Source organism: Micromonospora sp. NPDC047467 (assembly GCF_040643095.1).
Classification (GTDB): Bacteria; Actinomycetota; Actinomycetes; order Mycobacteriales; family Micromonosporaceae; genus Micromonospora.
In genome coordinates, this window is record NZ_JBEYTO010000011.1 from 136,738 (window position 1) to 150,499 (window position 13,762).

Consider the following 13,762-nt stretch of genomic DNA (forward strand, 5'->3'; position numbering starts at 1 on the left):
GCTGATCAGGCCAGGAGCACGCCGAGCCAGGCACCCGCGAGCAGGGCCGGCCCGAGTGGCAGCAGGGTGTCCCGGCGGACCCGCCGCGCGGCGAGCAGGCCGAGCACCAGGGCACCGTGCAGCACGTGTGGCAGGAGCAGCCCGGCCAGCAGGGCGTCCCGGCCGAGCCAGCCGAGTGGCAGGCCGAGGACGCCGGCGAGCTTCACGTCCCCGAAGCCCAACCGGGACCCGGGCAGCAGGGCCAGCAGCACGTGCGCCGCGCCGGCGACCGCCGCGCCGCCCAGCGCACCGATCAGCCGTCCGGGAGTGCTTGCCAGCAGCGCCGCGCCGGTCAGACCACCGAGGGCCAGCACACCGGCGGCGAGGACCAGCGGGTCGGGCAGCCGCAGGCAGGCCAGGTCGACCCCGGCCAGCACCAGCCCCACCGCCGCCACCGCGAGGAACACCGGCAGCGCCGGGTCGGCACCCAGCGCGGCGGCGAGCCCGACGAACACACCCGCCGCTAGCAGCGGACTGAGCCAGGTCGAGGCGCGCCACGGTCGCGGCCGGGTCGGCGCGGTGGCGAAACGCCGGGCAACCCGGGGTACGACGACACCGACCAGCGCACCAAGCAGCGCGACCTGCACCAGCGCGGCGGCCGACATGGGCCGGAGGCTACCGCCGGTCGCCCGCTGGCACGGCCCCCGATCGTGCTTTCGCGCCCTTGCGGCGGGGCCGTTCGGTGCTCACCACCAGGGCCACGCCGGCGACGATGACCGCGCCGCCGAGCAGCACCTGCCCGGTGATCGGCTCGGCCACCAGCAGCGCGCCGAGCGCCACCGCGACCGCCGGGTTCACATAGGCGTACGTCGAGACCAGCGAGATGGGCGCGTTGTGCAGCAGCCACACGTACGCCGTGAAGGCCACCAGTGAGCCGGCGACCATGAGATAGGCCAGCGCCAGCCAGGACCGGGTGCTGACCGACGCGGGGTGGAAGTCGCTCAACTCGCCCCGGGCGGCAGCGATGACGGCCAGCGCCAGCGCGCCGGCCATCATCTCGTACACCGTCGCGACGAACGGGTCGGCGGGCATCCGGATCCGCCCCGACAGGAACGACCCGACCGACCAGGCGGTGGCAGCGGCCACCACCGTCAACGCCCCGACCACCGGCACCGCGTCCGCGCCGCCGCTGGGCAGCACCAGCAGGACCAGACCGGCGAAGCCCAGCGTCACCCCAGCGAACGTCCAGAGCGGGGGCCGGTCACCGGTCGCGGTGCGCAGCAACACGACGAGCAGCGGCACGGTCGCCACCAGCAACGCGGCGATCCCGGACGGCACCGCCACCCCGGGCGGCCCGGACTCGGCGAGCACCACCAGGCCGTTGCCGCCGGTGAGCAGGAGCACCCCGATCAGCGCGACGGAGCCGAGCTGCCGCCGGTCCACCCGGAGGGCACCCGGCCCTCGGCGCAGCCGCAGCACCACCGCCAGCACGAGACCGGCGACGGCGAACCGCATGGCGGCCGAGAGCAGCGGCGGAAGCGTCTCCACGGTGACCCGGATGGCCAGATAGGTGGAACCCCACAGGACGTAGACCACGATCAGAGCGGTCCAGATCATGGTCGATGCGGCGCCGGCGCGGCGGCCTGGGGCGGCTGCGGCACTCGGTGGAGATGAGCTCATCGGAGGACCACGCTACGGTGACCTCGGAGTCGGCGTCGCGCATTGGTGGCCGGCCTCTCACCAGCCTGGAGGGCGGCATGACGAACTACGGACCGCCGGGTAGCGGCGCCGGAGGACCGTGGCGTGGGCAGCGACCCGACGACACGCCCGAACGGCAGGCTCAGCAGCCCTATCCGCCCGCACCCCAGGGGCGGCCGGGGTCCTACGGCGACGGTTCGTACGGCGGTGTGCCCGCTGCCCCGTACGGCGGCGGGCCGGGGGCACCCTACGGTGGCGAGCGCGGTACGCCCTACGGAGGTGAACGCCCTGGGACGCCGTACGGGGCCGGCACTCCGACGCCCTACGGTGGCCGCGCTCCGACGCCCTACGGTGGCGCGTACCGGCCGGTCGAGGCGAACCCGGCGTACGGGGAGCCGTACCGGCCCGACGGTGGCCCGTACGGCGCGGACCCCTCGCCCGCCCCGGACAAGCGTGGCCGGGGGCCGCTGATCGCGGTGCTGGCCGTCGTGCTGCTGCTGATGGTGGCGGGCGGCGGCACGTACTGGTTCCTGCGCGGGTCGGACGACCCGGCCCCGGTGGTGGCCACGCCGACCGGTTCGGCCGCTGCCGGGGAGCCCAACGCGGACGTGATCGAGCCGACCGAGCCGGTGCCGAGCGCTGCGGCACCGGAGTCGTCGGCGGATCCACGGTTCGCCACGGTCGGCCAGTGTGTGCGCAACGACGGCGCGGCGGGCGGCAAACCCAAGCTGCTGATCAGTGACTGCGCGCCGAAGTCGTACGAGGTGCTGCGCCGGATCGATGGCGCGACCAGCGGTGAGCGCGATGCCGAAGCCAAGTGCGCCAAGGTCGAGGGCTATACCAACTGGTACTTCTTCGACAGCGAGTTGGACACCCTCGACTTCGTCCTCTGCCTCAAGCAGCGCTGAGGCCACCCACCCCTGGGGATGACATGACGACCTATGGTCCACCCGGTGAGGATCCGGCCCGGCAGCAGTGGGGTCCGCCGCCGGGGCCGTTCCCGCCCGCCGGGCCGACCCCGGGCCAGCCGGGGGCACCCTGGGGTCCGCCGGCACCGGGCGGGTACCCGATGCCGCCGTCCCCGCCGGCGAACAGGTCCAGCCTGAAGGTCGCCCTGATCGTCGGGCTGGTGATCCTGCTCCTGCTCTGCCCCTGCCTGGGTCTTGCCGGCTGGGCGGTCTTCAAGGTCGCCGACGACAGCAACGATGCCGCGCCGGTGCCGTCGGCGAGCGCGCCGGTCGTTCCGCCGGCTCTGCCCAGCGACGCCCCGAGCCCGGCCGCCCCGACCCCGGCCGCGCCGACGCCGGAGAGGGATGAGTTCGCCCGGGGTGACTGCGTGGTCAACGACGGCACCGAGGCCGACGCCGACCTGCGCAAGGTGCGGTGTGGTCCGAACACCTACCAGGTGCTGCTGCGGATTCCGGCGACGACCGACGGGGACCGGTGCCAGACGTTGGCACCGCAGGCGACCGCGAACTACGTGCACGACAACTCGGTCGACCTGTTCGACTACGTGCTCTGCCTGAAGAAGCGCTAGGCGATTGACAAAACTAGGGCTGTCTAGCGTGGACGCTAGACAGCCCTAGTTTTGTGTCGACGGGCTTCAACACGCCGGTAGCCCCATCTATCCATATCTAGCCTGGCCGCTAGATGGGCCGATACTCTGCGATGCGTGGATCCGGTCCGCAACCCGTACGCCCCTGGCGCCGGCCAGCGCCCGCCCGAGCTCGCCGGGCGGGGGCGGGAGCTGGACGTCTTCGACATCGTGCTGGAGCGCATCGCCCGGGGCCGCCCCGAGCGCAGCCTGATGCTCACCGGGCTGCGCGGCGTCGGCAAGACCGTCCTGCTCAACACTCTGCGGTCCCAGGCGATCAACCGGCTCTGGGGCAGCGGCAAGATCGAGGCACGCCCGGACCAGTCACTGCGCCGCCCCGTCGCCGCCGCGCTGCACATGGCGGTCCGCGAACTCGCGCCCCGGCACCGCGCGCCGGACCGGATCGACGCCTTCCTCGGCGTTCTCAAGGCGTTCGCCCAGCGGTCCGCCCCGACCGGCCGGGCCGGGGCATCGCCGAAACTGCGCGACAGGTGGCAGCCCGGCATCGACGTGCCCGCCGCCAGTGGCCGCGCCGACTCCGGCGACATCGAGATCGATCTGGTCGAGCTGCTCAGCGACGCCGCAGCCGTGGCCAGCGACGTGGGCACCGGCATCGCCATCTTCATCGACGAGATGCAGGATCTCAGTCCGGAGGACGTGTCGGCCCTCTGCGCCGCGTGCCACGAACTGTCCCAGATCGGCGCGCCACTGATCGTCGTCGGCGCCGGCCTGCCCCATCTACCGGCCGTGCTCAGCGCCGCCAAGTCGTACTCGGAGCGGCTCTTCCGCTACCAGCGCATCGACCGGCTCGACCGGATCGCCGCCGACCAGGCGCTCTGCGCGCCGGCCGAGCGCGAGGCGGTGGAGTACGAGCAGAAGGCGCTCGACCTGCTCTACGAGAAGTCCGGCGGCTACCCCTACTTCGTCCAGGCGTACGGGAAGGCGACCTGGGATCACGCGCCGCGCTCGCCGATCACCGCCGCCGACGTTCGGGTAGCCGCTCCGGAGGCGGAGGCCGAGTTGGCGGTCGGCTTCTTCGGCTCGCGGTTCGAGCGGGCGACCCCGGCCGAACGCGAGTACATGCGGGCGATGGCCACGTTGTCCCTGGTGGAGGGCGAGTCCAGCGGTGTCACTCGTGACGACATGGACGCGGCGGTGCCCACCGCGGAGATCGCCCGCGCGCTCGGCCGCAAGCCGGCCAGCCTCTCCCCGGCCCGCGACGCGCTGATCAAGAAGGGGCTCATCTACTCGGGGGAACGGGGCACGGTGGCCTTCACAGTCCCGCACTTCGGCCGGTACCTGCGTACCCAGCCGGCCTGACCACCCCCGCACCCCTGGCCGCGCCTCAGACGGGGGACCAGGCGGGGTCTCAGACCCGGGACCAGGGCGCCGGGAAGAGCACCTCACCCTGTGGTGGCGGCGCCTCACCACTCGTCGATGGCGGCAGCACCAGCGCCTGCCACGGCTCTCCGAGCCCTGACCACGGGCTGGTCAGGCCCAGGTCTCCCGCCGGCCCGAAGCCGAAGCGGCGGTAGAAGGCCGGTGCGCCGAGAACCACGACCATCCGCTCACCCAGCTCGGTGGCCGCGTCCAACGCAGCCTGGACCACCGCCGTGCCGTGCCCGACCCGCTGTCGGTGCGGCGCGACCGCCACCGGCCCGAGGGCCAGGGCTGAACCGTCGCCACCTCGGTCGGGTCGCACCCGCACCCGGGTGAGCAGCGCGTAGCCGACGACCTCGCCGCCGTACTCGGCGACCATGGCGAGCTCCGGCAGCCACGCTTCGGTGTCGCGCAGTTCGTCGACCAGGGCCACCTCCGGTGGCGTCGACACGTCCGGCCGGGCGAACGCGGCGGCCAGCACCCGACGCACCGACCCGGTGTCGGCCGGATCCTCGGGTCGAAGCCGCAGCGTCGTCACCCGCGCGACGTTACCCGTCGCGGGCGGTCCATCAGCGACGGTCGCTCGAATCGGCGTGGCGCGACGTGCACGGGCCGCCGATCCGGATCGGCGGTTGGCGGGGTAGCGGACGCCGCGACGGGGTATGACTGATCCATGACGCCCGTACGCTCCCTCGCCCGAGCCATGTTGAGCGGCATCTTCGTGGTCAGCGGATACCGCAGTCTCCGTTCCCCGGAGCGGCTGGCCAAGAAGGCCGCGCCGGTGACCGTTCGGGCGGCGCCACTGCTGCGGAAGGTGCACCCGAACTTCCCCACCGAGACCGAGCAGCTGATCCGCATCAATTCGGCGGTGCAGCTCGGTGCCGGGCTGATGCTCGCCACCGGGCGGCTGACGCGGCCCGCCGCACTGGTCCTCGCCGGCACCCTCGTGCCGACGACCATCGCCGGGCATCCCTTCTGGAACCAGGACGACGACAAGGCCACGCGCGACACGAACAAGGTTCACTTCCTGAAGAACCTTGGCCTCCTCGGCGGTCTGCTGCTCGCCGCGGCCGACACCGAGGGCAAGCCGGGTCTGCGCTGGCGCACCGGCCACCGCATCGGTCACTCTCGACGTTCCGTGGAGCGCGCCGTCCGGACGGCCAAGCGGGAGGCCCGGATCGCCGTCCGGTCCGCCGCCACCGCCCGGCGCATCCCCGGCTGACCTGCGTCGATCCACCTCTCGGCTGCCCCCCACCCCCACCAAGGCCGCGAATTACCTGAACCACCCGGTAGGCGTTAACGCGGTGGAAATGTCAAAAACATGTGTGGGATCGGACACGGTCGCATAACGCGGGAGGCACTGACGTGAGGCGCCGTTCTAGGCTCCGTGCAGGACCTGGACGGATCGGACGACCTTGGTACGGGGGTGGCCACGCCATGCCGACGATTGTCGGTAGACGGGCGGACCGCCTCGCCCCAGTCCAACGCGTGATGCGTGGGATCGATCGCAGGAACGTCGTACGGGGTGCCATCGTGGCCGCCGTCGCCTATGCCGCATGGCTCGCGATCGGCGAGTTCGGGCGACCGTACAACTTCTTCGACATGAAGATCTACCACGGTGCGGTGGTGTGGTGGGCGAGCGGTCACGAGCTCTACGAGTTCATCGCGCCCGGCACCACGCTCGGCTTCACCTACCCGCCGTTCGCCGGGCTCGTCATGCTGCCGATGGCGCAACTTCCGATCGGCGGGGCCGGGGTGGTCAACGCCCTCGCCAGCATCGCCGCGTTGGCGCTGGTCCTGGCCGGGCTGCTCCGTCCCATCGTCGACCGCCTGGGCTGGCCACTGTGGTTCACCGTCGCCGTGGCGGTGCCGCTCGCCGTCGCCATCGAGCCCGGCCGGGAGACCCTCGGCTACGGCCAGGTCAACATCCTGCTGTTCGCCCTGATCATGGCCGACCTGATCGGGCTCCGCTGGCGCTCGCGCCGGGGCACCCACTACGCCGCGACGGACGGCCCCCTGCTGCGCTTCGTCTACAGCGGCGCCTGGGCGGGCGCCGGCATCGGCCTGGCCACCGCGGTCAAGCTCACCCCGGCGCTGTTCATCGCCTACCTGCTGATCACCCGCCAGTGGCGGGTGGCGGCCACCGCGATCGGCACCACGATCGGCGTGACGGTGGGGTCCTTCGCGATCGTCGGCGACGAGTCGCGGACGTACTTCGGCAGCGTGTTGTGGCAGACCGAACGGGTCGGCGCGGCCGACATGACGCCGAACCAGTCGCTCGCCGGCCTGCTGGCCCGGCTGTACGACTCGATCGACACTCCCGGTCTGCTCTGGTTCGCATTCTCGGTGCTGCTCCTGGCGCTGGGCCTGTCCCGGGCGGCCAGTTCCCGCGCCGACGGTGACGAGCTGACCGCGTTCACGCTGGTCGGGCTTACCGCCAACGTGATCAGCCCGATCTCCTGGACGCACCACCTGGTCTGGGTGATCCCGGCGATCATCGTGCTGGCAGACGCGGCGGTCCGTCGCCGGGAGGCGAGCCGGGGAGTGACGCAGCGCGGCGGGCAGGGCGCGGCGTTCGGCGGGCTGACCGGGCTCAACGGCCTCCGCCCACCGATCTGGTACCCCACGCTGACCGGGCTGCGGCACGGCGTCGCCGCAGTCGGGCTCTACCTGCTCTTCTTGATCTCCCCGATCTGGCCGTACGAGCACCAACTGCCAGAGGAGTCGCACTACCAGGACGGCCTGTTCGGTGCGCTTATGGAGAACTCACTGGCGCTCGCGCTGATCGTGCTGGTAGCCGCGCTGCCGTGGCGCCCCGGCGCCGAACCGGCGTTCTACGGGGAACGCCTCAGCCGCACCGCGATGGTCAACGGCCGACGCTGAGCGGTCAGGGGCAGTTGACCCATTCCTCGGTGCCGTCGGCGAACACCTGGCGCTTCCAGATCGGCAACCGCGCCTTGGCCTCGTCGACGAGCCGGGCACAGGCCGCGAAGGCGGCCGCGCGGTGCGCGGTGCTCACCGCGGCGACCAACGCCACGTCACCGATCGCCAGCGGACCGACCCGGTGCGAGACCGCCACCGCGTAGACGTCGGGCTCGGCGGCGATCTCGGCGGCCACCTCGCGCAGCACCTGCGCGGCGCTCGGGTGCCCCTCGTACTCCAGGCTCACCACCGGCCGCCCGTGGTCGTGGTCGCGGACCACGCCCTGAAAGGAGACGACCGCCCCGGCCCTCCGGTCGGCGACCGCCGCCTCGTGCGCGGCGAGGTCGAGCGGCTGGTCGGTGACCTCGCCGAAGGTGATCACTGGTGAGGTCACGACGCCCATTCCCCAGGCAGCGACGGCAGCGGCACGATCGGCACCCGGTCACCCTGCTCGCCGTTGGTGCCGGGCCGGATGACGGCGAACCCGTCGGCACCGGCGAGGCCGCGTAGCATCGCCGAACCGACGTGCCGCACCGGATGGGCGGTGCCGGCGGCCCGGTCCAGCCGGACCAGCGCCAGGTGGGTGTGATTGCCGCGACCGGGCACCGCCTCGGCCAACGTGGCCTGCGGTAACACCGGCATCGAGCGGCCCTGGAGCCCGGCGAGCAGCGGGGCGACCAGCGACACCAGCGCGACGATGGCCGACTGTGGGTTGCCGGGCAGACCGGCGACGAACCGGACCCGCCCGTCGTGGCCGGCCAGCCTGGCCAGCAGCATCGGGAAGCCCGGCCGGACCGCCACCGTGTTGACCACATAGTCGGCGCCCAGCGCCTCCAGGGTCGGGTGCAGGTGGTCGACCGGGCCGTGCATCGTGCCGCCGGTGGTGCAGACCAGGTCGGCGTTGGCCAACGCCGAACGCAGGGCCGCCACGTGCGCGGGCAACGTGTCGGCCACCGGCCCCACCACGTCCGACGGGCGGACCTGGCAGCCGTAGCGCCGGAGCCACGCGGGCACCGCCGGCCCCAGCGCGTCACGCACCCGGCCCGCCGCAGGCGGACCGGCGGTGAGCAGCTCGTCGCCGAAGACCAGCAGCGCCGCCCGCGGCGCCCGCCGGACCCGCAGCGTGTCGTGCCCGCAGGAGGCGGCCAGGCCGATCACCGCCGGGTCGACCGGCGTGCCGACGGGCAACAGCTCCTCATCGGCGTACGCCTCCTCGCCCGGCTGCCGCCACTCCGGCGCCTGCCGGGGGGTGCCGCTGACCAGGCCCTCGGTGACGGTGGACTCCTCGACCCGCAGCACGGCCGTGGCGCCCTCGGGCACCATGGCCCCGGTCGCGATCTCGACGGTCGTGCCCTCGTCGACGAGCGGTGCGGGAGTGTTGCCAGCCAGCACCCGGCCGACGACGCGCCACGGCCCGGCACCCCGCACGGCCCAGCCGTCCACGCTGGAGGTCGGGAAGGCGGGCAGGTCGGTGCGGGTGGTCAACGGCTCGGCCAGGGTCAGCCCGTCAGTGTCGGCCAGCGGCCGGGCGACGGCGGGGAGCGCGGCGGCTAAGCCGACCGCGTAGACCCGGGACCGCGCCTCCTCCCACCCGGCCGGCGGGGGCGCGGCGACCCGGTCCGCGGTTGGTGCGGTTTCCGTGCTCACCTGTCGAGCCTATCGGGGCGGACCGACACCCGGTCAGTGGTCGCCGCCGCGAAGTTGGTCGACGGTGTGCCCGAGGATCGGCCCGAGCACGGCCAGCCCGTCGCGGGCACCACCGGTCGAGCCGGGCAGGTTGACCACCAGCATCCGGCCGGCCACCCCCGCCAACCCACGGGACAACGCCGAGGTGGGCACCCGGTCGCGGCTGTGCGCGCGAATCGCCTCGGCGATGCCAGGGATCTCGTAATCGAGGACAGCCCGCGTCACGTCCGGTGTGCGGTCCGACGGGGTGACCCCGGTGCCACCGCTGGTCAGCACCACGTCGACGCCATCGGCGAGGGCATCCTCCAGGGCCCTGCCGACCGGCTCACCGTCGGGCACCACCACCGGCTCGTCGACCTCACAGCCCAGCTCGCGCAGGCCGGCGACGAGCAGCGGCCCACTGGTGTCGGCGTAGACGCCGGCCGCCGCCCGGTTGGACGCAACGATCACCCGTGCCCGGATCACGGCCGGTCCTCCGGTCGGACCCACTCGCCGGTCTTGCCGCCCTCCTTGCGCAGCACCCGGACCGCCTCAACCGAAGCAGCCGGATCGACCGCCTTGACCATGTCGACCAGGGCGAGACCGGCGACCGCGACTGCGGTGAGCGCCTCCATCTCGACCCCGGTCCGGTCGGCGGTGCGGGCGGTGGCGGTTATCTCCACGGTGTCGGCGGTCAGCCGCAGGTCGACGGTGACACTGTGCAGGGCGATCGGATGGCAGAGCGGGATCAGCTCCGGGGTGCGCTTGGCCCCCATGATGCCGGCGAGCCGCCCGACCGCCAGCGCGTCGCCCTTGGGCAGCCCGTCACGGTGCAGCAGGTCGACAACCTCGGGCGTGGTCCGCAGGCGGCCCGCCGCGACGGCCAACCGCCCGGTCACCGGCTTGGCGGAGACGTCGACCATGCGGGCCGCGCCGGCGTGGTCGACGTGGCTGAGCTGCGCGGGTTCGGTCACGGCCGTGAGCCTATCGGTGCGGTACGACGCGAAAGTGCTCGGAAGGAGCGGCGTCCCGTCCGTCGCCGGGTGCGTAAGCGCACTCGCGGGAGCACCGCTCCTTCCTCGCCGACCTGCCGCCGAAGTCGCTGGGGGGGACCTGGCAGCAGGCGTCGTGTCGACGACCCGGTTCTGCCCGTGGGCAGAACCTCCCCCGTTCGTCGATACGGCGCAGAAGCTATCGGGTCCGGCGATAAGAAATCGATAAGAGCAGTCTGCGCAGGTCAGCGCTCTGCTTGCGCCGCGTCCAGCTCGGCGAGGCGCCGCTCGGCGTCGAAGCGCTCCGGCACACCCATCCGCCGAAAGATCGCCAGCGCCCGTTCCCAGTACCGTCTGGCCTCGGCCCGGTCGACGCCAGCGAAGTGTTCGGCCAGCCCGGCCAGCGCCCGGCCCTGCTCGTACGGGTGCGAGATACGGGTCGCCAACCGCAGTGCCGCCTCGTGCATCCCGGCCGCCTCGCCGTCTCGCCCCTGAGCTCGCAGGGTTTGCCCGAGCTCGTTCAAGGCCGCCGCCTCCACGTGCCGTTCTCCCGAAACGATCGACAGTTTCCGGGCCACCTCGTGCTCCTGCTCGGCCTCCGCGAGCCGGCCGAGACTGCGGTATGCGATCCCGAGGTCGTTACGCACCTCCGCCTCGGCGTACCGGTGGCCGGTGCGCTCACGCAGGGCCAACGAGGCCAGGAGGATCCGGACCGCTTGGGGAAAGTCGCCCATACGGATTCGCACGGTCCCGATGTGGCTGAGGGCGTTGAGCACATGGAATTCGTTGGAGTTCGTCCGCGCCCACGCCAGGTGGCGACGGTGCAGTCGCAACGCTTCCTCGTAGCGTCCCAGCGCCATGAGTGCCAAGCCAAGGTTCGGCAGCAGAATTGGAACCCCGATATTGCCGTACACCTTGTAGTCGCGCAGGCACTCAAAGCCAAGCGTCACGGCCTCGGTGAACTGGCCGCTCCACCAGTAGACAGCGGCAAGGTTGGCCCGGTAACGCGCTGTGCTCAGCACGTCCCGGGAGTCACGCGAGAGGGCGACCGAGCGGGTCAGATGATCGAGCGCTTTGTGGTTGTCGCTGGTTCGAACGTAAGCCGATGCCAGGTAGTTGTTCACCAACGCCATCGCGTCGACGTCCCCCACCGCTTCAGCCGCCATCAGCGCGACGCGGTGGGTCAGGATGATGTCCTCGTAGTAACCACGCATGTAACAGAATCGCCAGAGGGCGCGGGCCAGTTGCCAAGAGTGCTGGTAGAAGCCGCCCTCGTGTGCTGAGAACACCATCGTCACCAATTCCGTCCGCTCCGCCTCCAACCAGCCGACGGTCGGTTCCCCCATGGCCTCGACCAACTCGGGCCGTTCGAAAGGGGGACGATTCACCTGGGCATTGATGACACCGGGCTCCAGCAGACCGGCAACCCTGAGGGCCACCTCCAGCGTAAAGTCGAACAAATGTGCCAGCGCGATCCTCCGGTCGCTCGCGGAGTCGGTGCGAATGCTCAGCTCGACGGAGTACTGGCGCATGAGGTCGTGCAATCGGTACCTCGTTGAGTCCAGGTCCTCCACCAGGTTCCGGTCGACGAGGTCGTCGAGCGCCGCGTGAGCTTGCGCCACCGTCAGACCGGTCAGTGCGGCGACCGCCGGCGGGCTGAATCGACTACCGGGATGCAGACCCAGGAACCGGAAGACTCGCCTGGTCGACTGTGGGAGAGGTTCGTAGGAAGCGGCGAAGGCACCGGTGACGGTGCTCTCTTCCCCCGCGAGATGGTGCAGGGTGAGCGTGGCGTCGGTCATCTGTTCTGCGAGGTCCGCCAACCGCCAGCCCTTGCGATGCGCCAGTCGGGCACCAGCCAGCCGGATCGCCAACGGAAGGTGGCCGCACCGCCGGACGACCTCGGCGGCAGCCTCCGGCTCGGCGTCAACACGAGCTCGACCAACACTCAGTGCGAGGAGGTCCAGGCTCTCTTCGGGGTTCATCACCGGCAACGTCTGCGAAGGCCCGAGGTCCGGATGGGAGAGTCGTCGCCGTGACGTGACCAGCACGACGGCGGTCGGCTCCGTCGGCAGGAGGGGCATGATCTGCTCGCTGCTCGCGGCATTGTCAAGAACGATGACGGACCGCCTACGGCCAAGCTCTCGTCGCCACAGGTCCACCCGGGCGTCGAACTCGGCCGGAACCTGATCGGCTGGCACCTCAAGCTGCCGAAGCAGGGTGAGCAGCGCGCTCGCTGGTTCGACCCTGTTCTTCTCGCCGTGGCCGCACAGGTCGATGAACAACATGGCGTCCGGGTACTGCTCGGAGAGTCGGCGGGCCAGGTGTACGGCGAGGGTCGTCTTGCCGCTACCGGCCATCCCGTCGAGGATGTGCACGGCCGGCACCCGATCCTCGACCCGCCGCGTCTCCGCCACCAACCGCGACAACACGTCTCCCCGACCGACGAAGTCGGTGACTCCCCGGGGTAGGTGGTCCACCGGGCTGACCTTGCGTGTTTGCTCGGTCGAGTCACCCGCCACGCTGGGGGCGATCGTCGCGGATCGCCCTCTCTGACTCCCCTCCTGAGCGGGGACGGCGGACAGCAAACTCGGAGCCTCGGTGACGATCCTGCGGCGCAGTTCTTCGATATTGACCCCGGGGGCCATTCGCAACTCCACGGCCAGCCGTGTTCGGATCTCGTCGTAGACGACGAGCGCCTCCGCGTTGTCCCCGCGCTGGTGCAGAGCCTGCATGAGAAGGACGTACGCCGGCTCGCGGAGCGGATGGCGGGCGACCACCTCCCGAAGCGATGGGATCGCCAGGTCACTCCGGCCTGATCGCAGCTGGACATCGGCGAGGAGTTCCGTCGCCAACAGCCGTTCCTCTTCGGCGGCCACGGTCCGGGCGGTCAGGACGGGTCCGAGCGGGACACCAGCGAGCATCGCGCCCTGCCACCGGGCTAGTGCGCGACCGAGCAACTCCGCAGCCTGGTCCACGTGGCCGGCTGTGAGCGCTTCGTGACCTGCTCTCCGCTCCAACTCGAAGCAAAAGACGTCAATCAGTTGAGGTGGCACGTCGAGCCGATAGCCGTTCCGCTGCCGCACGATAGCTCCGTGACCTGGCTGCAAAGACTCGAAGCCTCGGCGCAGATTGGCGGCGTAGGTCTGCACATTCGCTACTGCGGATCGCGGAGGGCAATCGGGCCATAACTCATCAACCAGATCGTCCAACGTCACCAACTGAGCAGGCTGAGCTGCGAGCATCGCGAAGATTGTCTGCTGTTTTGGTGTACCCAGGCGCAAAGTGCGTGTGGGGAGCTGCACCGAGAGGCCGCCAAGGACTCGAATCTCCACCTGTCCCCCCGCTCCAACCGTGACGATGTATCCAGTTGATCACACGCGAAGCCTATGGTCCCCGCCCTCACCTCGGACTACGTCGACCTGAGCGTCAGCTGGAATGATGCTCACATGCCCGCCCACAAACGACCCCGTTCGCTCGCCAATGGGCCCGAAGTGCGGATGATGCCGCAGGCGAGCGGCCGCAACACTGA

Annotated in this window: 12 protein-coding genes and 1 pseudogene; 5 read left to right on the top strand and 8 right to left on the bottom strand. The window is 71.4% G+C overall.

The annotated features are described in order from the left end of the window. Positions 1-5 precede the first annotated feature (5 nt). Positions 6-644, bottom strand: coding sequence for a prepilin peptidase (locus tag ABZ780_RS27065; RefSeq protein WP_357003084.1), 639 nt, complete (start codon positions 642-644; stop codon positions 6-8). Between the two features lie 10 nt (positions 645-654). Further along, the gene (locus tag ABZ780_RS27070) at positions 655-1,596 is read right to left on the bottom strand and encodes an EamA family transporter (protein WP_357003086.1); all 942 of its coding nucleotides are present in this window, start codon (positions 1,594-1,596) and stop codon (positions 655-657) included. A gap of 533 nt (positions 1,597-2,129) precedes the next feature. Between ABZ780_RS27070 and ABZ780_RS27075 the strand changes: the two are divergent. The 3 genes and pseudogenes from ABZ780_RS27075 to ABZ780_RS27085 all read left to right on the top strand — a co-directional run. Further along, positions 2,130-2,585: pseudogene (locus ABZ780_RS27075) on the top strand (flagellar basal body protein FliL); the annotation flags it as partial. 206 nt (positions 2,586-2,791) lie between these two features. Further along, a complete protein-coding gene (locus ABZ780_RS27080; protein WP_357487917.1) occupies positions 2,792-3,214 on the top strand; it encodes a hypothetical protein in 423 nt (140 codons plus the stop codon). Between the two features lie 135 nt (positions 3,215-3,349). Continuing rightward, positions 3,350-4,591 carry an ATP-binding protein gene (locus ABZ780_RS27085; RefSeq protein ID WP_357003088.1) on the top strand — a complete coding sequence of 414 codons (1,242 nt, stop codon included), beginning with the start codon at positions 3,350-3,352 and terminating at the stop codon, positions 4,589-4,591. A gap of 49 nt (positions 4,592-4,640) precedes the next feature. Here the strand turns inward: ABZ780_RS27085 and ABZ780_RS27090 are convergent, their stop codons facing one another. Beyond that, positions 4,641-5,189 carry an N-acetyltransferase gene (locus tag ABZ780_RS27090; RefSeq protein ID WP_357487891.1) on the bottom strand — a complete coding sequence of 183 codons (549 nt, stop codon included), beginning with the start codon at positions 5,187-5,189 and terminating at the stop codon, positions 4,641-4,643. A gap of 135 nt (positions 5,190-5,324) precedes the next feature. Here ABZ780_RS27090 and ABZ780_RS27095 point away from each other — a divergent pair, with 135 nt between their 5' ends. Then, positions 5,325-5,873, top strand: coding sequence for a DoxX family protein (locus tag ABZ780_RS27095; RefSeq protein WP_357003092.1), 549 nt, complete (start codon positions 5,325-5,327; stop codon positions 5,871-5,873). A 215-nt stretch (positions 5,874-6,088) separates the two neighbouring features. Then, positions 6,089-7,534: a glycosyltransferase 87 family protein gene (locus ABZ780_RS27100; protein ID WP_357487892.1), complete on the top strand. Its 1,446-nt coding sequence runs from the start codon at positions 6,089-6,091 to the stop codon at positions 7,532-7,534. A 4-nt stretch (positions 7,535-7,538) separates the two neighbouring features. Here ABZ780_RS27100 and ABZ780_RS27105 read toward each other — a convergent pair whose 3' ends face one another. From ABZ780_RS27105 to ABZ780_RS27125, 5 genes are all read right to left on the bottom strand, one after another. Beyond that, complete coding sequence (locus tag ABZ780_RS27105; RefSeq protein ID WP_357003096.1) at positions 7,539-7,967, bottom strand: molybdenum cofactor biosynthesis protein MoaE; 429 nt, start codon at positions 7,965-7,967, stop codon at positions 7,539-7,541. Then, entirely contained in the window at positions 7,964-9,220 is a 1,257-nt protein-coding gene (locus tag ABZ780_RS27110; RefSeq protein ID WP_357487893.1) for a molybdopterin molybdotransferase MoeA, read from the bottom strand. Before ABZ780_RS27110 ends, ABZ780_RS27105 begins: the two co-directional genes overlap by 4 nt. 33 nt (positions 9,221-9,253) lie before the next feature. Beyond that, the gene (locus ABZ780_RS27115) at positions 9,254-9,724 is read right to left on the bottom strand and encodes a MogA/MoaB family molybdenum cofactor biosynthesis protein (RefSeq protein ID WP_357487894.1); all 471 of its coding nucleotides are present in this window, start codon (positions 9,722-9,724) and stop codon (positions 9,254-9,256) included. Then, a complete protein-coding gene (gene moaC, locus ABZ780_RS27120) occupies positions 9,721-10,212 on the bottom strand; it encodes a cyclic pyranopterin monophosphate synthase MoaC (RefSeq protein WP_357003102.1) in 492 nt (163 codons plus the stop codon). Before moaC ends, ABZ780_RS27115 begins: the two co-directional genes overlap by 4 nt. Positions 10,213-10,475: 263 nt before the next feature. Continuing rightward, entirely contained in the window at positions 10,476-13,475 is a 3,000-nt protein-coding gene (locus ABZ780_RS27125; RefSeq protein ID WP_357003104.1) for a BTAD domain-containing putative transcriptional regulator, read from the bottom strand. Positions 13,476-13,762: the final 287 nt, after the last annotated feature.

Coding starts and splice junctions, on each gene's coding strand:
- ABZ780_RS27070 (WP_357003086.1), bottom strand. CDS start 1,596: ATGATCTGGACCGCTCTGATCGTGGTCTACGTCCTGTGGGGTTCCACC.
- ABZ780_RS27100 (WP_357487892.1), top strand. CDS start 6,089: ATGCCGACGATTGTCGGTAGACGGGCGGACCGCCTCGCCCCAGTCCAA.
- ABZ780_RS27065 (WP_357003084.1), bottom strand. CDS start 644: ATGTCGGCCGCCGCGCTGGTGCAGGTCGCGCTGCTTGGTGCGCTGGTC.
- ABZ780_RS27125 (WP_357003104.1), bottom strand. CDS start 13,475: ATGCTCGCAGCTCAGCCTGCTCAGTTGGTGACGTTGGACGATCTGGTT.
- ABZ780_RS27095 (WP_357003092.1), top strand. CDS start 5,325: ATGACGCCCGTACGCTCCCTCGCCCGAGCCATGTTGAGCGGCATCTTC.